Raw genomic sequence first — 18,687 nt, 5'->3', positions numbered from 1 at the left:
TGGATAATCACGCTGTGTGCGCTTAACCCGCTTGTTTTCTTTGTTTCCCATAATAAGTCTCCAATCTGTCAACTTATTTCAGGACGGGTCACACCCTCGAAATAAAGCTTCCCTGCATCCTGAATGCCTTTCAGGGTGATCGGTTCGATAAAAACATGGGCGGCTTCGGTGATACAGGCGATGATTTGGTCAGGATAATGGGCGGCATAGATCAGTGCGATGGAGCCGCCATCGCTATGTCCGAGCAGAATCGGATTTTGAATACTGGCTTCATGTAATACATGGGGCAGCACATCGCGGCCTTCGCGTTCCAGATAATCCATCGGGCGCGGTACGATGCCCAGCGGTGCAGATTTCCCAAAACCGATGCGTTCATAGACAAATCCGTTTAATCCGCAGGCCTGGCAAAGTTGTTCGGGGAAATCTTTCCACATTTCTAAACACCCCAACCCTTCATGCAGAAAGACAAGGGTCGGTGAATCCGGGTCTTGATTTGGCAGCAGAATATGCTTGGCGCGCATTAGTTGCTGGTTCAGATAAATGTCCTGTGGGCGAATTTCCACGAAGCGATCCTGTTGTTGTTCGGTTTTACAAGGAGGGCCCACTATACAATAGTTTGGTAGGCGAACAATGCTATTTTTCGAGGTCAACCAGACGCGCAGATGGGCGACCGTAATGGAAGCCCTGGGCCAGGTCGATTCCGATTTCACGCAACAGGGCTTCGGTTTCTTCATCTTCGACAAATTCTGCAATGGTGCGAAGTCCGAATTCGCTGGCCATGGAATGGATATGTTCGACCATGATCTTATCTTTCATATCCGTTGCCATATGGCGGATGAAGCTGCCTTCGATCTTGACGAAATCAATGGTGAAATACTTCAGATACATGAAGGACGAAAAGCCACTGCCGAAATCATCCAAGGCGAACTTCAGGCCCTGTTTGCGTAAATCATCGACCAGGCGAATGATCTGGTTCAGATGCGGCAGGGCTTCGCGTTCGGTAATTTCCAGAACCACCTGTTGCGGCTTGAGACCAAAGCTTTTTAAAGTTTCGGGCAGGCGACGCAGGCGTTCTTCATCAGCAAATGTCTTTGATGATACATTCAGGAACAGACAGGCATCCGGGTTGCCGTTGGCTTGCAGGGCCTGGAACCCTTTTTTGAAAATACGTTCGTCGATGACCTGGGCCATGCCAAATTCTTCGGCATATTCAATGAAATCCCCGGCTGCGATCACATTGTCCGTGGTGCGGATACGGGCCAAAGCTTCATAAGCAAATATTTTGCCCGTGACCGGATCAATGATCGGCTGGAAGAAAGGCTCCACCCGGTCCTCATCCAACGCATCCTGCAGGAAGCGCGCACGCGAAACGCTGCGTCTGGCTTCATTGCTATCCGTGTCATCGATTTTAGAGACACGGTTTTTCCCCAGACGTTTGGCCTTATACATGGCGACATCCATAGAAATGGTAATGCTGTCGGTTGATTCACCATTTTCCGGATAGCTGACAAGACCAAAGCTGGCCTGAACTTTGGCGCGACCTGCTGGCAGGTTCAGGCTGGTATCTTCCAGAAGCTTGCGCAGCTTTTCCGCCACGTCAAAACCATGTTCCGGGGTTGTTTCCGGCAGCAGGATGGCAAATTCATCTGCGCCCAGGCGTGCCACGATATCCGTGCGTCGCGATTCGTTTTCCAGAATGCTGCCGACTTCTTTCAAGGCCAGATCCCCTACCGGGTGGCCGTGGATATCGTTGATATGTTTAAAATTATCAAGGTCCAGAATGACAACGCAGAATTCATGCTTCCCGCGCGAAGACCGATTGATTTCATGTTTGAGGAATTCTTCAAACTTGCGGCGGTTATAAAGGCCGCTTAACGGGTCCTTGACGGCAAATTCCTGCAGCTGGGTGTGATATTCCTGCACCGTATGCAAAAGCTTGTTGAAATAGCGCGACAGATGGCTGACTTCGGCAATGGGGCTGTCTTCACTGTCAACCCGTTTGGATAGATCGGAATTATAGACAATCTCTGACATCAGTCCGGCCAGCGATGTAATGGGCCTGGCGATCATAAATTTCAGCTGAAGATATAAAAGTGCGAAGATCACCACGATGATGATAGCAAAATAAACGATGACCGAATTGGTCACAAATTGCAGGGAAATCTTCAGGTTTTTGATTGGGTAGGTGATGTCGATCACGCCATTGACATCGCCCACTTTTGCATTGGTGTGACAGGTCAGACATTCGTCTTCGGCCAGCACCGGGAATAAAAAACGGATCATACTGTCAGATGGCAGAAGAGTTTCTTCTCCGGTCTTTAGCGCCTTGCTGAGAAAAATATCATGGGCCACGACTTCGGCCTGACCGGGCAGGTGGCCAAACTGGTCATTCACCCCTTCGCCACGATAAACCTTGATGGACAGGTCGGGCAGGGTGGTGTCCAGACGGTCAATAGTTTCCTGGATCTCATCTTTGGTCCAGCCTTTCTTCATGGCGGAATAAAGGGATTGGAATACCAGTTGGGAGGTTTGTCTTGCTTCTTCGCGCGCAAGATCAGAGATCGCGCGTTGATGAACCACATGGGACAGGTTCACAACAACGACAATAGCAATCACACTTACTGTCAATGACAACAGCAAGACGATCTGTCCTATGGATAAGGACGGGATGAGAGCGCGCAGTTTAGCTTTTAACATCGCATTTTTTGTGCCCGAAGGCTTATTTTGAGTACGAAATACGGCTGATTTTCAGCTCATTATTCTCGGCTTGGCTATGTTTCTATCTTAAATTATCGGGCACGCCAACTGGTTTCTTGGATAGGTATCTAGCACTTACTGCGTACTTGATTTTGGTAAAAATTATGCTGCAACCGCGTTAAGCATCTGTAATTTCTTGGATTGCTTGCAGCAATTCATTGGGGTGAAAGGGTTTGGTCAGGCTGGCACGAGCGCCCAAACTTTCTGCGAAACTCAAGGGTTCAAAGCGATGAGATGAGACCCCGCTCATAGCGATGATGGGAATGGACTTGTTTACCGAGGTAATGGTTTCGAATCCCCCCTTGTTGGGCATGAAGATATCAATAAGGGCGATATCAATGACCTCTTTCTGGATGATATCCAGGGCTTGGTTGCCATCGCGTGCACACAGGATAGTGTAATCTTGAGTTTCAAGGAAAGCCTTCATACTTTCCAAAACCATGGTGTCATCATCTACGATTAAAATCGACGTCATTATCTGTATTTACCCTCAATACTATCGTTTTGGGGCATAATGACATATTACGTGTACAAATTAATCACCTGTTCGGGTGAGAGTTTATTTATTCTTCATTACTGAAATCAATCAACGGCCTTGGCAATGTAAAGTAGAATGTTGCCCCTTCATTGACTTTCGCGTTTGCCCAAACTTCCCCACCATGGCGATGGATAACCCGTTGAACTGTGGCGAGACCAACGCCAGTGCCTTCAAAATCGCGTGCGGAATGCAGGCGCTGGAAAGGGGCAAACAGTTTGTTGGCATAGGCCATGTCAAAGCCTGCCCCGTTATCCTGAATATAATAGGCCTGATAGCCTTCTTTATCGGTCATGCCGAAGAAGATTTTTGGATCGTTTGTATGCTGGGTATATTTCCAGGCGTTGGACAGCAGGTTTTCAAACACTACCCGCATAAAGCGCTTATCTGCATAGGCTTCAATATCCGGGGAGATATGAACGGAGATTTCTCGCTCCGGGTTATCCTGTTTCATCTCCGCCACTATTTCGCTGACCAGTTCGGACAGGTTGAAGTCGCTTCGGTGCAGGTCACCCCGGGTGGAGCGCGAAAGTTTCAATAAGTCATTGATCAGGGTTTCCATGCGGCTTGCGCCGGTACGTACCCGTTCCAGATAGTGGCTCGCCTGGTCATCGAGCTTATCGCCATATTCTTCATGCAGGATATTGCCAAAGCCGCTGATGGTGCGAAGCGGGGCGCGTAAATCGTGGGACACAGAATAAGTAAAAGCTTCCATTTCTTTATTGGCGGCTTCCAGTTCACCGGTGCGCAGCTTGACCCGTTCTTCCAGACGCATGTTCAGTTGGCGAATGGTGTTCTGGTTGCGCTTCAATTCTTCTTCGGTGAGGTAGCGTTGTTGCAGCGTCTGGTCAAAGTCACTAAGAATATTGTTGATCTTGCGGATCAACAGGCCCAGTTCATCTTCGCTGTGGCCCATGGGCACATTAATCTGGTTTTTGCCGGGCTGGTTCGGGTCAATCATGCTCAGGTTTGCGATGGTATTCATCACCGGGCGACCCAGTGTGAAGTAAAAGAGGAACCCGAAAAAGACGGCCAGGGCAAAGTTGCGTAAAATTCCGGTAAAGATCACCAGGCCTGCGCGGTCGATGAAATCCTGCGCGATCAAAAAGCGATCCACCAGCACACGCATTTCTCCAATTACCGTCTGTCCGTTCGCCACATAAAGCGGTACGGTATAGAGGTTTTGGTCTGCGCGAATGAGCGGGCCGAGCCAGGAAAGTTCGTGTTTGATCAACGGGCGTTCAAGGGAGGCCAACTGGCGGCCAAAGTCATCGGTAATCTGGGCAGAATAGATTGGTTCATATTCAAACAGGCCTTTGACAACGCGTAAAGCCAGCTCGTTATTCAGGCTGTAAGCGGCTTGGGCTGCGGATTCTTTTGTGGTGTTGAGAACCTGAAGAACGGTCTGATCGATCCGTTTTTGTTCAGAGCTTAAATCGAAAACGATTTGGGCAAGGGAGACAATAATCCCCAAGGCCAGGGCAACCAGCAACGCATTTCGAGTGTGCCGAAAGAACAATCGATTGCTGAGTTTTATATCCATGGTTGATCTCGTTTCTCTCTAAACTCTGATCGCGAGCGAGAAACGATGTTAGTGCATTCTTTTTAACAATGCAATTTATCTATTCACACCAATGGCTTGGGGTTGAATAGTCACTATGGATTATGTTGGGAAAGTTGCCTCCTTCCCATACAGGCTAGCATGGGAAGGAGAGGGCGTACCACATACGAAGAGGGTTGATCAGGTCAGCTGCGCCGCCATGGAGTGACCGAGGATAAACTCTTTCACTTTGCCAAAAGCACGGGCTTCCAGCTGACGCACACGTTCACGCGAGATGCCATATTCTTCCCCCAGTTCTTCCAGGGTGGGTGGTTCATCTGTCAGGTGGCGACGCTCAAAGATATCACGGTCACGTTCAGACAGATTCTCCAAAGCTTCGCCCACAACTTCACTACGCAGTGAGGTCATCTGGGTTTGGCTGGCAATCGCTTCCGGGTTTGGTCGGTCATCTTCCAACAGGTCCTGATGTTCCCCACCTTCATCGATGGAAAGCGGTGCGTTTAAGGACATGTCGCGCGCAGCCAGACGGCTGTTGAGCTGACGGACCTCATCCGGGGTGGCGTTGGTCTGATCGGCAATGGCCTGGGCCTGATCATCTGTCAGATCGCCATTGTCCATAATTTCAAGTTTGCGTTTGGTGCGACGAAGCGAGAAGAACAGTTTCTTCTGCGCAGCCATGGTGCCAAGGCGAACCATGGACCAGCTTTGCAGGATATATTCGGTCACAGAAGCGCGGATCCACCACATGGCATATGTGGAAAGACGGAAACCTTTTTCAGGTTCAAATTTCTTCACCGCTTTCATCAGGCCGACGTTGCCTTCGGAAATCAGATCCGCAACAGGCAGGCCGTAGCCTTTATATCCCATGGCAATTTTCGCAACGAGGCGCAGGTGGCTGGTCACAAGCTTGTGGGCCGCATCGACATCACCGGAATCGTGAAAGCGTTTGGCCAGCATATATTCTTCGTCTGCCGTCAGCATGGGGAATTTCCACGCTTCTTGCAGATAACGATTGAGACTGTCACCGGAATCGCTCGGCAGAGCGGGCAGGTTGGTAGCTAAAGCAGTCATATTTGATACTCCCTTTATTCACAACTTTGACACAGGCATTAGAGTCGAAAAAAGACTATGGCGAGTGCCGGACACGCTAAAAACAAAGCACGTGTTTTAAAGAATAACGTTGGTTTTTCCGGTGCATTTCAATTGATGCACCTGAACCTTAGCTGTTCATACGTAAAGGGAGAGTGAAGTAGATCACATTCATGGTCATATCCTTATCCAAGCAATACGAATTTATGTTCACGTTTTTGTGATCTCCGCATTTTTGCGCAAGATCAGCGCGACAAAGCCCCCAAAATGGGCGACCTTCCCGTTATGTTCCAAATTATCAGCATTTTTATTCCTGTTGTCAAGAATAACGCATGACAGAGGTCGGATATTTATTATATGTGTAACACACGTCATTCCTGCGAAGGCAGGAATCTAAATTCAGCCAGATCCCTGCCTGCGCAGGGATGACAGATGAGAATAAAAAATGACTCTTCCTTTGATTGTCGGCATTTCTGGTGCCTCCGGTGTGATTTATGGTGTGGAACTATTGCGTGCCTTAAAAGACATCGGCCATCCCACCCATCTTGTGATCAGCGACAGCGCGCAGATTAACCTGCAGCTGGAAACCGATGTGACGTTGGAAGAAGTCAAATCTTTGGCCGATGTGGTCCATGACACCAAAAATATGGGCGCGGCCATTTCCAGTGGATCGTTCAAGACCAAGGGCATGATCATTGCGCCTTGTGCCATCAAGACCCTGTCAGGCATTGCGACCTCGGACAATTCCAATCTGTTGATCCGGTCCGGCGATGTCTGCCTGAAAGAACGTCGCCGTCTTGTGTTGATGGTGCGTGAAACACCGCTTCATAAAGGGCATCTGGAACTGATGGCGAAATGTGCAGACCTGGGCGCGACCATCCTGCCGCCTGTCCCGGCGTTTTATCACAAGCCAAAAACCGTGCAGGACATCATCCATCAAAGTATCGGCAAGGCGCTGGATCAGTTTGATATTGAACATAACCTGTTTGAACGCTGGAAAGGCGTGTAATGACGCCTTCTGAAGCGGGCCAAACGCGCCTGCTTCCCCTGCGCCTGTCGGGTTTTTACATCACCATTTTCTTTGTGATCGGTTGCATGCTGCCGTTCTGGCCTGTGTGGTTGCAATCACGCGGGATGAACGGGATTGAGATTGGTATCCTGACGGCGATCCCGGTTATTGCCAAAATGGTCTTTTCCCCTTTCTTTGCCAGTTTGGGCGACCGATTGGGGGAGCGAAAACGGCTGATGTTGTTTTTTCTAGTAACCTCGCTGGCATTCTTTGCGATCTTTTATTGGGTGGAAAGCTTTGCCGGGCTTTTCATTGTCTCTTTATTATATGGCATGAGCTGGTCGCCACTGATGTCCTTTGGCGATAACATCACATTGCTTTCTACGCGCGACACCAAAATCCAGTATGGACGTTTGCGCCTTTGGGGATCGCTGAGTTTTATCGCCATGTCGTTCGGTTTTGGTTTTGTTTTGGAAGCCACTGGCGATCACATGATTTTCTGGTCCATTCTGGTGGCGATTGTTTTGACGTTTCTTGCAACGCTTTTGTTGCCGGACGTTCGGGTAAAGCCACTGGGGAAAGCAGGTCGTCCCATTCAGACATTGATACAGGATCGCGGTTTTCAGATTTTCATGGTCTGTGTCGCCATGATCCATGGCAGTCACGCGCTTTATTATGCCTTTGCGACCATCCATTGGCGCACCTTGGGCTATAGCGATGCCTTGATCGGATTCTTATGGGCCGAAGCCGTGATGGCGGAAGTGGTCTTTTTTATCTTTGGCGGCAAGGTTGGTGCCCGAGTCGCAGCTTCAACATTGCTTTTTCTGGCTGCGGTCGCCGGAATTTTGCGTTGGAGTGTGCTTTGTTTTGATCCTCATCTCTATGTGCTGCTTTTCTTCCAAAGTTTCCATGCGCTCACCTTTGGGGCTATGCATTTGGGTGCGATGAATTACATGAACCGCGCAGTTTCCGTAGACCTTTCGGCAACCGCGCAAAGTTTATATGGGGCGTCCGCCTATGGGTTGGGTGCGGGCGTGACGTTGTTATTTGTGGGTTATTTTTACGAGACCTTCGGGGCGGCGGCATTTTTTATAATGACTCTGATGTGCATTGCTGGCACCATTTGTGCCTTCGCGTTGAGGCGTCACGAGAAGCGCCAAACGCCGACCACCTGACTTTCTACATACGTTATTGATGGATTTGATTGCCATGAACACGCCACATCGCCGTAAGGAGTGGCTGGAGTTCAAGGAATGGTGCGTGCAACGTAAACTAAAGGCTTTTCCCGCCCATCCTTGGACCGTGTCCGCTTATATCGTCTGGCTGGACGCCAACCGACGTTACAGAACCATGCAAAAACGCCTGGATGTCATTGCGCGCGTGCATATTCGTGGCTGTGTCCATTCCCCGGTGTCTGAAGAAATTGTGACACGCACACGTGACGCGGTGGATCGCAGACGCGCTGTTGGCCCTCACAAATCTTTTGACGGGCGTGAACTGTTGGCGCCGAAAAAACGCACGGTGGTTTTGAAGAAACTGGATAAGAAACCAACGCTCAGTCATTTTCCGAAGCTGGTTTCACGCCGTCCCCAGCCAGAAGCTTAAAACGGGTATTTTCCGGCAAGGAGGGAGGCCAGCAACAGCCAGCCGAACCATTTGTTGGATTTAAACAAATCCAGACAGCTTTTGGGATCATGAATATCCAGTTTGATGGTCTGCCAGATCAGATGCCCTGCTGTCAGGGCAAGTCCCACATAAAACGGCCAGTTCATATCAACCAGATAGCCCGCCGTTGCGACCAATACAGTGGTCAGGCTGTAGAAAATCCAAAGGGCAGTTTGTGTCTTTTCGCCCAAAGCAAGAGCCGTGGATTTAATGCCGATCATAACATCATCATCTTTATCCTGATGGGCATAGATGGTGTCATATCCCAATGTCCAGAAAAGCCCGGCAATATAGATGCAAAGTGCAGGCAATCCGACTTCACCTTTAACAGCGGCCCAGCCCACCAGGGCCCCCCAGTTAAAGGTCAGGCCCAATATCGCTTGCGGCCAGTAGGTCCAACGTTTGCAAAAGGGATAGATGAAAACAAGGGCGAGAGAGGCGATTCCCAAGATAATAGTGAAGGGATTAAACACCACCAGCACGGCTAGGCCCAAAAGGCAGAGGAATCCCATAAAGGCGATGGCCTGTTTCGGGCTGACATCTCCATTGGGAATGGGCCGGGTGGCTGTGCGGGCAACCTGACCATCAAAATTGCGATCGGCCAGATCGTTCATCACACATCCGGCCCCGCGCATGACAAAAGCACCAACGGCAAATAGCACTGCATAATAAAGGTTGGGCATGCCGTCACTGGCCAGTGTCAATGTCCACCAGCAGGGAAACAGTAATAACCAGGTCCCGATGGGACGATCAGCGCGCATCAAAATCAGATAGGGCTGAATGGCTTTGGGCATCGTGCCGACCCATCCCTGATAGATAATGTCGCTTCGCTTTGATGTTTGGCTCTCAGTCATAGGGGTGTTGATACACTTTTTTGAAGATTCATAAAAGGAATCAAGTGGATAAAAATTTTATAAATTTATCCTTTAATTATTCTAATACTAATGTATATATACGGTCGAAAAATAATAATAAAATCGTATTCAGGTCGAGGATGATGAACTACAAAGCAATCCCCCCAATTGCTCTGTGCATGCTTATCTTCATGTCAACAATGGCACATGCGATTGACTTGACAGTGAAGGTTGGATTTAGCCACTTTCCCCCGTGGCAGATTGCCCAAAAAGGCAAGCTGATCGGTGGTGTCGATAAACATGTGCTGGATGCATGGACAGATGAACTGTCAAAAAATCACAATATTCAGTTGACGCTGGACTATTACCACTGCCCGCTTAAACGCTGCCTCGCCATGCTGGAAAATGGCATGCTGGACATTAAGACAGGTCTTTTGCGTCACCCGGAACGTGAATGGTATGTCTATTACGTCACACCTGCCTATCAGGAATATGTCAGCAAGGCGATCTATGTTCATAAAGATTTCCCAAACGATATTGAAACGTATGAGGACTTAAAGTTCCTTACCATCGGCGTGCCCCGTGCAGCCGCAAATTTCGCTAAATTTGATCAGGATGACCTGATCCGCAAAGTTGAAGTGAACAATACTGCCAATGGGTTAAAGATGCTGGAAGCAAAACGGTTTCAGGCTTTTATGGGGACGGAACTGGTCACAGATTATTTTATTTCCAAACATAAATTGCGTGGTGATTTGAAAAAGGCTGTTTTTAAACATCATGAGGCCAACCCCGGTTTCATCGGTATTTCTAAAAAATCAAAATTGGCAGTGCATTTGCCCCAGCTGCGTACAGCCATGAAAACGATTGTGGATAAAGGGCTGGTCAAACTGGCGGTAGATCAGGTGATGTTTTCCCCCTGATCTAGGCCGTAAACTCATAAAATAGATTTGCTTTGGTTTGCCCTAAATATAGGCAAGACAAGGAAAAAACTTGCAGGAAGTGCGTGCACTTTCAAAAGTTTTTGACGCTGTATGGCCTATATTTAGGGCAAATCCCGTAGGGACAGGATAAATTCCAAGGTGGAACGTCGTTATGAAACCCTAAAAGTACAGGTACTTCTGCGGGTTTCATGCCTAGTCCATCTTAGAATTTATCTCTGCCAAACAAATCTATTTTATGAGTTTACGGCCTAATTTTCCAATTGATCTTGCGGATGATTTGTTTGATAGATGGTGTGACGTTGAATAATGAGCACAGCCATGAGCACTGATATCCGCCTTTTTACCGAACATGATTTGCAAGCTGACTGTTTGATTAGTCTGGAAGCGGATCAGGCCCATTATATTAATAATGTGATGCGCCTGAATGTAGGCGATGGTCTGCGTCTGTTTAATGCGCGTGCTGGTGAATGGACGTCCGAGATCATTGAAGCCAGGAAAAAACGCTGTGTTTTAAAGGTGGGCAAACAGGTGCGCGAACAGGAAGAAACGCCTGATCTGTGGCTGGTTTTTGCCCCGATTAAAAAGCAGCGCCTGGATTTCATCATTGAAAAAGCAACCGAGCTTGGCGTCTCAAGCCTGCAGCCGGTGATCACCCGGCGCACCATCGTATCCAAAATCAGAAATGATCGTCTGCATGCACAGGCCATTGAAGCGTCCGAACAGTGTGAACGGCTTAACATACCGGATGTGAAAGACGCAGTAAGTTTGGCGCAACTTGTAAAAGACTGGCCACAAGATCGGCGTCTTTTCGTGTTGGATGAACATGGCGGTGCTGCCCCAATTCATGAGGCTTTGATGTCTCATAAAGAAGGTGCTCACGCTTTTTTGACCGGGCCGGAAGGTGGATTTGATGCAACAGAGCTTGACCTTTTGCGCAAACTGCCGTTTGTTACGCCCATCAGTTTAGGGCCACGCATTTTGCGGGCCGATACGGCTGCCTTGGCGGCCATCAGTTGTTGGCAATCGGTGATCGGAGACTGGCAGGTGCCGCTTCGAAACCGTTTTGGGGAAGAATAAAATGGGCGATAAATCAGCCATTATTGAAAATAAAAGCCAGTTGGTGGACTATATTGCCAGTGGCAGCAAACCCAAGTCTGATTGGCGTATCGGCACGGAACACGAAAAATTTGCCTTTTGTACAAAAAGCCTGAAGACCCTTCCTTATGAAGGTGACAAGAGCGTACGTGCGTTGCTTGAAAATATGTCGCGCTTTGATGAATGGACGCCTGTTCTGGAAAACGGCAATATCATCGCGTTGAAAGGCAATGATGGATCATCAGTGACGCTGGAGCCGGGCGGGCAGGTTGAATTGTCCGGTGCACCGCTGGAAAATATCCATCAGACCTGTAAAGAAGTCGGCACCCACCTGGAACAGGCCAAAAAAGTCGCCGCTGATCTGGATGTAAGTTTCCTTGGTCTTGGTTATCAGCCGAAATGGCATGTGGATGATATCCCCTGGATGCCCAAGGGGCGCTATAAAGTGATGCGCGAATATATGCCCAAAGTTGGAAGTCTCGGTCTGGAAATGATGAAGGCGACCTGCACTGTCCAGGTGAACCTGGATTTTGATTCCGAACTGGATATGGTGCGCAAATTCCGCACGTCCATCGCTTTGCAGCCCGTTGCAACGGCGCTTTGGGCTAATTCTCCATTTAGAAATGGCAAACCCAATGGCTTGCTGTCTTTCCGTTCTCACATCTGGACGGATACGGATGCGGATCGTTGCGGCACATTGCCGTTTGTTTTTGAAGATGGTTTCGGCTTTGAATCCTATGTGGATTATATGCTGGATGTGCCGATGTATTTCGTCTATCGCGATGGCAAATATATCGATGTGGCGGGTAAATCCTTTAAAGACTTTATGGCAGGCAAGCTGGAAGGCTTTGAAGGCGAACGTCCGACCATGTCTGACTGGGAAGATCACTTGACCACCGCCTTCCCGGAAGTTCGCCTGAAGAAATTCCTGGAGATGCGCGGTGCCGATGGCGGGCCGTGGAACCGCCTGTGCGCTTTGCCGGCTTTCTGGGTTGGGCTGCTTTATGATGAACAGGCGTTGGATCAGGCTGAACAGCTGATCAAGGACTGGAGCCTGGAAGATAACGAATATCTGCGCGAACGCGTGCCTTACACAGCGCTGAATACAGAATTTAAAGGCCGCACCATCGGGGATATTGCGCTGGATATTCTGGACATCGCACAAGGTGGTCTGAAGCGCCGTGGCTTTAAAAATGGCCAGGGTCAGGATGAAAGCAAATTCCTGGAACCGCTTTATGTAATCGCTGAATCTGGTGAGACTCAGGCAGAAATTATGCTCAAAGAGTTTGAAACGCGCTGGAAAGGTGATATTGATCACGTGTTTAAAGATCACGCCTACTAATAATTCACGAGTCCCTCATGCCAAAAGCCGTAAAATGTAACTCTCTGCAAGATGTCCGCGACAATATTGATCGCCTGGACGAAGTGATTATTCCGTTGCTGGCAGAACGTATTGGCTATGTGTTGCAGGCTGCACAGTTTAAGGAAACACGCGCGGACGTTCGTATTCCACCACGGATTGAATTTATTGTGGACCGGGTGCGCGGTTTTGCAGAGAAAGAAGGCATGGATCCGGATATGGCCGAATCGATCTATCGCCACATTATGGAAGAATCCATCGCGCGTGAAGAAGTCCGCTGGGACGATATAAACGAATAATTTTTTGGCATTCCACCGATTGATCTGACTAAAAATTAACCAAAGCTAAGGTTTAGTGACAAAATTTTGATTATCACAAATGTGCTATTGTCTTTTTGTGGATGATGAGAATAAAATATTGAAATCATTATCCATAATGACAAAGTTATAAGATCTCAAAAGTACATAGGAGATGTCACATGCAGTGGTTTTCAAAGAGTATTTTGTGGAAGATCGTTCTTCCTATTCCGGTCACCGCATTAATCGCCGTACTTTTGATGGCTTTTGTCGTTCCGGGCATGATGCGTGACAACGCGATTGAAAATGCGGTGGATTCAGCGACCCAGACGGTGACGCAGTTTAAGGCTATTCGGGGTTATTACACCAAAAATATCATTAAAAAGGTTCTGGCGAACGGTGGGGTGCATCCCAGCATTACTCACAAGGACGAAGCAGATGCCATTCCGCTGCCTGCAACCTTTGTTCATGATATGAGTGACATTCTGTCTGAGAATGACACTAAGGTGAAGCTCTATAGCGCCTATCCTTTCCCCAACCGTGCAGATCGCAAACTGGATGATTTCCAGCAGGAAGCCTGGGATAAAATTAATGCGAATCCTGATCAGAAGTTTGTCCGTGCAGAAGAACGCGACGGCAAGACCGTGGTGCGTGTTGCCATTGCTGACTTTATGGTCGCAGATGCCTGTGTAAATTGTCACAACTCCCATCCTGATACGCCAAAGGATGACTGGAAAATGAATGATGTGCGCGGCATTCTGGAAGTTGATACCAACATTGAAGCCGCCGTTATGCGCGGTGAAGATATGTCAACGACCATGGTGGTCTTCAGTGTCCTGATTGCCTCTATCCTGACGGGTGTTGCGATGGTCAGTGCGAAATCTGTTTCCAGCGGTGTCAGCAACATGACCCGCATCATGCATGATTTCGCTGATGGTGCGAAAGAAGTGGATGTTCCGAAGATTGATCGTGAAGATGAAATCGGTCTGATGGCCAAATCCATGCAAATCTTTAAAGAGAACCGGGCACGTCGTCAGGCAGATGCACAAGCTGCGAAAGAACGCGAAGCCAGACTGGTTCAGGAACGTAAAAACCAGACAGAACAAATCGCCAATGATTTTGAAAATTCTGTCGGCTCCATTGCGGATAATCTGGAAGGCTTTACACAGAGTTTGCAGACTTCAGCTGATTCTATGAACAGGGTTTCTGATAACGCACAGGCTCAGACCAGCGAAGTTGCCAATATGGCTGATCAGGCCACACGCAACGCAGAAACAGTGGCGGCTGCGGCAGAAGAACTTTCTGCTTCTATTGGCTCGATCACCGAACAGGTGGCACATGCCAGTTCTGTTGCAACAGGCGCGCAGGATCAGGTGACCCACACCAACGATAAAATCCGCCAGCTGGCACAAGCCGTGACCGAAATTGGCGAAGTGGTACAGATGATCACAGGGATTGCCGAACAGACCAACCTGTTGGCGCTGAACGCAACTATCGAATCAGCCCGTGCAGGCGAAGCCGGGAAAGGTTTTGCGGTTGTGGCAGGCGAAGTGAAAAACCTTGCCAACCAGACCGCACGTGCGACACAGGATATCGTTGATCAGATTAACAATATTCAGGAAGCTACAGACGAGTCTGTGGAAGCCATGGAAGGTGTTGCCCGCGTTATTACCGAGATTAACGAAACCTCTGCGGCCATTGCAGCATCTGTTGAACAACAGGGCGCGGCCACACAGGAAATTTCGGTGAATGCACAGGAAGCAGCCGCTGGTACAGGGCAGGTCTCCTCTACCATTGCCAGTGTGAATGAAGCAGCCGTTGAAGTCGGTCAGGCCTCTGACAGTCTGACCTCTTCAGTGGATGAGCTGAACAAGCTTTCAAGCACATTGTCCAACGAAGTGGATGCCTTCCTTCAGCATATTCGCAAAGAATAGGTGAGAAGGTTTGAGAAAGAAAATGGGCTCCTGTTCATTCAGGGGCCCTTTTTTTGAATGCGTTATCCGTCTAACCGCTTGGATGTATCTTCCACAAAGGCCTTATCCGCCTTTTTCAGGAAAGAGGCTTTCCAGGGGGCCGCAAGCAGGTTGTTTTCAGCCAGTTCTTTTGCGATTGCCGGATCAATGTTTTTGTCAAAACGTGCACGGGTCAGTTTGCGCACGGACCAGTCCGGCTGCGGGCGTTCCAGCACTTCCATGACATCACCGATCTGCACATGACCGGGTTCCAGCACGCGATAGTACCAGCCGGTCAGGGCGGTTTGCTGAAAGGCCATGGCAAAGGCTTTGATGCCTGTATGTTTGGTCAATTTCCAGCAGGGCTGGCGGCCCTGACAAATCTGGACTTTAGCTGTGCCCAAGGAAAGGATATCGCCAAGACAGAGATTGTCTTCGTTTAAGCCATGTGTGGAGATATTTTCCCCAAAGCAGCCGGGCACAAACTGGTCGGCAAAATCGGGATATTCCTGTTTCCAGAAGTCCAGATGATCAGCGGCATAATGATGGATGGCCTTTTCCGGCCCGCCATGGACGGTGCGATCGCCCTGTTCATCCAGAACGAACCCGTTCTCGCCAATTTCCAGACGACCTTCACACAGGGTTTTCTGGATGGCCGTCAGACCTTTACCTTCCCAGCGTTCAACCGCTTTACCGATATAAAGCCCGATGATTTCTGCAGTTTGGGTCATTCTTAAATATCAGTCCCACCAACGGTCAGTGGATCAATCAGCAACGTTGGCTGTCCGACACCAACAGGCACACCCTGGCCTTCTTTACCGCACGTGCCGATACCGGGGTCCAGTTCCATGTCGTTGCCGATCATTTTTACTTTGGTCAGGCAATCCGGGCCGTTACCGATCAGGGTGGCCCCTTTGACCGGGGCACCGATTTTACCCTTTTCAATCAGATAGGCTTCGGTACAGCTAAAGACGAATTTGCCGGATGTGATATCCACCTGACCGCCGCCGAAGTTGACGGCATAGAGACCTTTATCGACACTTTCGATAATCTCTCTCGGGTCTTTATCCCCGTTCATCATGCAGGTGTTGGTCATGCGTGGCAGAGGCATATGGGCATAGGATTGACGACGGCCGTTCCCGGTCGGTTTTTCCCCCATCAGGCGCGCGTTCATACGGTCCTGCATATAGCCGGTCAGGATACCGTCTTCGATCAGAACCGTATTCTGGCTGGGAGTGCCTTCATCATCAATGGTGATGGAGCCACGACGATCTTCAATGGTGCCGTCATCCACAACCGTTACACCGGGGGCTGCAATCCGTTCGCCCATCAAGCCAGCAAAGGCGGATGTTTTCTTGCGGTTAAAGTCACCTTCCAGCCCATGGCCGATGGCTTCATGCAGTAAAATACCGGGCCAGCCTGCGCCCAGCACAACGGGCATTTCGCCAGCCGGGGCTGGCACGGATTCAACATTGATCAGAGCTTGACGTAAGGCTTCGTCACAGGCTGCTTTCCAGCAGGCGGGTTTCATATATTCTTCGTAAGATACACGACCACCCATCCCGTGGGACCCGGTTTCCATCCGATCGCCCACACCAACCACACAGGCCACGTTCAGGCGCACCAACGGGCGGATATCAGCAGCTTGTGATCCATCGGCGCGAATGATGCGCACGGCCTGCCAGGTCGCTGCAATCGATGCGGTTGCTTGTTTGACCCGGGGGTCTTTGGCACGCAGGTAGGCATCAATTTCTTCCAGCAGTTTGACCTTGGCTTCAAAGGGGACAAGATTGATCGGGTTATCATCCACATAAAGTTCTTTGTTGGTGCCAATGGGGCCTTCCGCCATCACGCCACTGTGGCCGCTATGGACCGCTTTTACGGTGGTGCAGGCGCGATCAAGGGCGGCTTGGTCCAATGTGGCGGCATGGGAATAGCCACTGGCTTCGCCCGCTACAGATCGCAGGCCAAAGCCTTGTGCGGTATCGAAATTCGCACTTTTTAGGCGGCCGTCATCATAGGCCAGTGATTCACTTTGTCGGTATTCCAGGAAAAGCTCACCATCATCGGCCCCGGTTAGGGCGTTCGTTACACTGGCTTCCACCTGGGCTTGATCCAGGTCGAAACGGGTGAAGAAAAGATCATCGGTGGCTTTGAAATCGGACATACTTGTGCCTTGTTGTTTTGTTATTCAAGTCATCCCTACGCAGGCAGGGATCTGGATTCCCGCCTGCGCGGGAATGACGGTGGTTAAATGAATGTGGCCCCTTGTGCTGCATCCGTCAACGGTGTAAAAGCTTTTTCCCCTTCATTGACGTAACGTAAAGGATAAAAGTCATGAGCAATAAGACCTGGCGCACAAGCACACAATTGGTGCATGGCGGTACACGTCGTTCTGCTTTTGATGAAAACTGCGAAGGTTTGTACCTGACGTCCGGCTATATTTATTCTTCAGCCGAAGAACAGGAAGCGACTTTCAAAGAAGAGATCAAACGCTATCAGTATTCCCGATTTGCCAACCCGACCGTGGGCATGTTCGAGGAACGAATGGCGATGATCGAAGGGGCAAAATTTTGCTTGGCAACCGCAACCGGTATGGCGGCCATCAACATGGCTTTGATGGCACAGTTAAAATCCGGTGACCGGGTTGTGGCGTCACGCGCTTTGTTTGGGTCCTGCCTGCACATCCTCAATAATATCTTGCCGAAATTTGGCATTGAAACTGTTTTGGTTGATGGTCCGGATTTAAACCAGTGGGAAGAAGCTTTAAGCAAGCCAACACGCTGTGTGCTGCTGGAAACACCATCCAACCCGACGCTGGAGATTGTGGATCTGAAAGCCGTTTGTGATCTGGCCCATAAGGTGGGTGCACGTGTGATTGTGGATAATGTTTTTGCAACGGCTGTTTTGCAGCGCCCGCTGGAATTTGGTGCAGATATCGTTGCTTATTCCACCACCAAATATATCGACGGTCAGGGCCGCACGCTGGGTGGCGCGGTATTGTTTAACGATGAATCCCTGATGAAGGACGAGATGATGCCGTATTTCCGTAATACTGGCCCGTCCATCAGCCCGTTTAACGCCTGGACCCAGTTAAAAGGTCTGGAAACCATGGATATGCGTGTGCGCAAACATTGCGAAAACGCCACACTGGTTGCCAAATATCTGGAAAACTTCAAGGCGGTGCGCAAAGTGCATTATCCGGGCCTGCATAGCCATCCGCAGCATCAACTGGCGATGGAACAGATGGGTTGTGGTGGTCCGATGCTGTCTTTTGAAATTGACGGTACCAAGGAACAGGCCTTTGCTTTTGAAAACGCACTGAACCTGATCAAGATCTGTAACAATCTGGGTGACAGCAAATCTTTGATCACTCATCCGGCGACGACGACACACTCCAAAGTTGATGAAACAGAGAAGAAACGTCTGGGCATCAATGATGGTTTGTTGCGTCTTTCTGTGGGTTTGGAAGACCCGGAAGACCTGAAAGAAGATTTGGCACAGGCTTCAGCAGCGGTCTTTGGTAACTAAAAAATTCAATCTAAAGGTAGTTTAGGCTTTACACCTATTCTA

Annotated in this window: 17 protein-coding genes; 9 read left to right on the top strand and 8 right to left on the bottom strand. The window is 49.4% G+C overall.

Annotated features, from left to right (window positions below; translation table 11 throughout):
• Nucleotides 1-68 precede the first annotated feature (68 nt).
• From RYZ26_RS01290 to rpoH, 5 genes are all read right to left on the bottom strand, one after another.
• On the bottom strand, nucleotides 69-563 hold the full coding sequence (locus RYZ26_RS01290) for an alpha/beta fold hydrolase (protein ID WP_317681310.1): 495 nt from the start codon (nucleotides 561-563) through the stop codon (nucleotides 69-71).
• Between the two features lie 70 nt (nucleotides 564-633).
• Complete coding sequence (locus tag RYZ26_RS01285) at nucleotides 634-2,697, bottom strand: EAL domain-containing protein (protein WP_317681309.1); 2,064 nt, start codon at nucleotides 2,695-2,697, stop codon at nucleotides 634-636.
• 178 nt (nucleotides 2,698-2,875) lie between these two features.
• Nucleotides 2,876-3,232 carry a response regulator gene (locus tag RYZ26_RS01280; protein ID WP_317681308.1) on the bottom strand — a complete coding sequence of 119 codons (357 nt, stop codon included), beginning with the start codon at nucleotides 3,230-3,232 and terminating at the stop codon, nucleotides 2,876-2,878.
• An 88-nt stretch (nucleotides 3,233-3,320) separates the two neighbouring features.
• A complete protein-coding gene (locus RYZ26_RS01275; RefSeq protein ID WP_317681307.1) occupies nucleotides 3,321-4,835 on the bottom strand; it encodes a sensor histidine kinase in 1,515 nt (504 codons plus the stop codon).
• A 198-nt stretch (nucleotides 4,836-5,033) separates the two neighbouring features.
• Nucleotides 5,034-5,924 carry an RNA polymerase sigma factor RpoH gene (rpoH, locus tag RYZ26_RS01270; RefSeq protein ID WP_317681306.1) on the bottom strand — a complete coding sequence of 297 codons (891 nt, stop codon included), beginning with the start codon at nucleotides 5,922-5,924 and terminating at the stop codon, nucleotides 5,034-5,036.
• 463 nt (nucleotides 5,925-6,387) lie between these two features.
• Here rpoH and RYZ26_RS01265 point away from each other — a divergent pair, with 463 nt between their 5' ends.
• Genes RYZ26_RS01265 through RYZ26_RS01255 form a run of 3 tightly spaced genes read left to right on the top strand, consistent with a single transcriptional unit; the run spans nucleotide 6,388 to nucleotide 8,556 of the window.
• On the top strand, nucleotides 6,388-6,951 hold the full coding sequence (locus RYZ26_RS01265) for a UbiX family flavin prenyltransferase (RefSeq protein WP_317681305.1): 564 nt from the start codon (nucleotides 6,388-6,390) through the stop codon (nucleotides 6,949-6,951).
• Nucleotides 6,951-8,126, top strand: a complete 1,176-nt coding sequence (locus RYZ26_RS01260; protein ID WP_317681304.1) for an MFS transporter — start codon at nucleotides 6,951-6,953, stop codon at nucleotides 8,124-8,126. The genes RYZ26_RS01265 and RYZ26_RS01260 overlap by 1 nt, the downstream gene beginning before the upstream one ends.
• Before the next feature lie 34 nt (nucleotides 8,127-8,160).
• Nucleotides 8,161-8,556 (top strand): hypothetical protein, encoded by a 396-nt coding sequence (locus tag RYZ26_RS01255; RefSeq protein ID WP_317681303.1) that lies wholly within the window; start codon nucleotides 8,161-8,163, stop codon nucleotides 8,554-8,556.
• On the opposite strand, the gene ubiA is transcribed toward RYZ26_RS01255, so the two are convergent.
• The gene (ubiA, locus tag RYZ26_RS01250; protein ID WP_317681302.1) at nucleotides 8,553-9,470 is read right to left on the bottom strand and encodes a 4-hydroxybenzoate octaprenyltransferase; all 918 of its coding nucleotides are present in this window, start codon (nucleotides 9,468-9,470) and stop codon (nucleotides 8,553-8,555) included. The two genes, RYZ26_RS01255 and ubiA, sit on opposite strands and share 4 nt — an antisense overlap.
• Nucleotides 9,471-9,661: 191 nt before the next feature.
• Here ubiA and RYZ26_RS01245 point away from each other — a divergent pair, with 191 nt between their 5' ends.
• The 5 genes from RYZ26_RS01245 to RYZ26_RS01225 all read left to right on the top strand — a co-directional run bounded on the left by RYZ26_RS01245 (nucleotide 9,662) and on the right by RYZ26_RS01225 (nucleotide 15,096).
• On the top strand, nucleotides 9,662-10,390 hold the full coding sequence (locus RYZ26_RS01245) for a substrate-binding periplasmic protein (RefSeq protein WP_317681301.1): 729 nt from the start codon (nucleotides 9,662-9,664) through the stop codon (nucleotides 10,388-10,390).
• Nucleotides 10,391-10,729: 339 nt separating this feature from the next.
• Nucleotides 10,730-11,488, top strand: a complete 759-nt coding sequence (locus RYZ26_RS01240) for a 16S rRNA (uracil(1498)-N(3))-methyltransferase (protein WP_317681300.1) — start codon at nucleotides 10,730-10,732, stop codon at nucleotides 11,486-11,488.
• 1 nt (nucleotide 11,489) lies between these two features.
• On the top strand, nucleotides 11,490-12,848 hold the full coding sequence (locus RYZ26_RS01235) for a glutamate--cysteine ligase (protein WP_317681299.1): 1,359 nt from the start codon (nucleotides 11,490-11,492) through the stop codon (nucleotides 12,846-12,848).
• Between the two features lie 17 nt (nucleotides 12,849-12,865).
• Nucleotides 12,866-13,165 carry a chorismate mutase gene (locus RYZ26_RS01230; protein WP_317681298.1) on the top strand — a complete coding sequence of 100 codons (300 nt, stop codon included), beginning with the start codon at nucleotides 12,866-12,868 and terminating at the stop codon, nucleotides 13,163-13,165.
• A gap of 179 nt (nucleotides 13,166-13,344) precedes the next feature.
• Nucleotides 13,345-15,096, top strand: a complete 1,752-nt coding sequence (locus RYZ26_RS01225) for a methyl-accepting chemotaxis protein (protein ID WP_317681297.1) — start codon at nucleotides 13,345-13,347, stop codon at nucleotides 15,094-15,096.
• A 62-nt stretch (nucleotides 15,097-15,158) separates the two neighbouring features.
• On the opposite strand, the gene RYZ26_RS01220 is transcribed toward RYZ26_RS01225, so the two are convergent.
• Both RYZ26_RS01220 and tldD read right to left on the bottom strand, forming a co-directional pair.
• Nucleotides 15,159-15,845, bottom strand: a complete 687-nt coding sequence (locus RYZ26_RS01220; protein ID WP_317681296.1) for an MOSC domain-containing protein — start codon at nucleotides 15,843-15,845, stop codon at nucleotides 15,159-15,161.
• A gap of 2 nt (nucleotides 15,846-15,847) precedes the next feature.
• The gene (tldD, locus tag RYZ26_RS01215) at nucleotides 15,848-17,281 is read right to left on the bottom strand and encodes a metalloprotease TldD (protein WP_317681295.1); all 1,434 of its coding nucleotides are present in this window, start codon (nucleotides 17,279-17,281) and stop codon (nucleotides 15,848-15,850) included.
• Nucleotides 17,282-17,451: 170 nt separating this feature from the next.
• On the opposite strand from tldD, the gene metZ reads away from it, so the two are divergent.
• Nucleotides 17,452-18,645 carry an O-succinylhomoserine sulfhydrylase gene (metZ, locus tag RYZ26_RS01210; protein WP_317681294.1) on the top strand — a complete coding sequence of 398 codons (1,194 nt, stop codon included), beginning with the start codon at nucleotides 17,452-17,454 and terminating at the stop codon, nucleotides 18,643-18,645.
• Nucleotides 18,646-18,687: the final 42 nt, after the last annotated feature.

This window comes from Terasakiella sediminum (genome assembly GCF_033100395.1).
GTDB lineage: Bacteria > Pseudomonadota > Alphaproteobacteria > Rhodospirillales > Terasakiellaceae > Terasakiella.
This window is presented reverse-complemented; position numbering and strand designations above follow the sequence as displayed.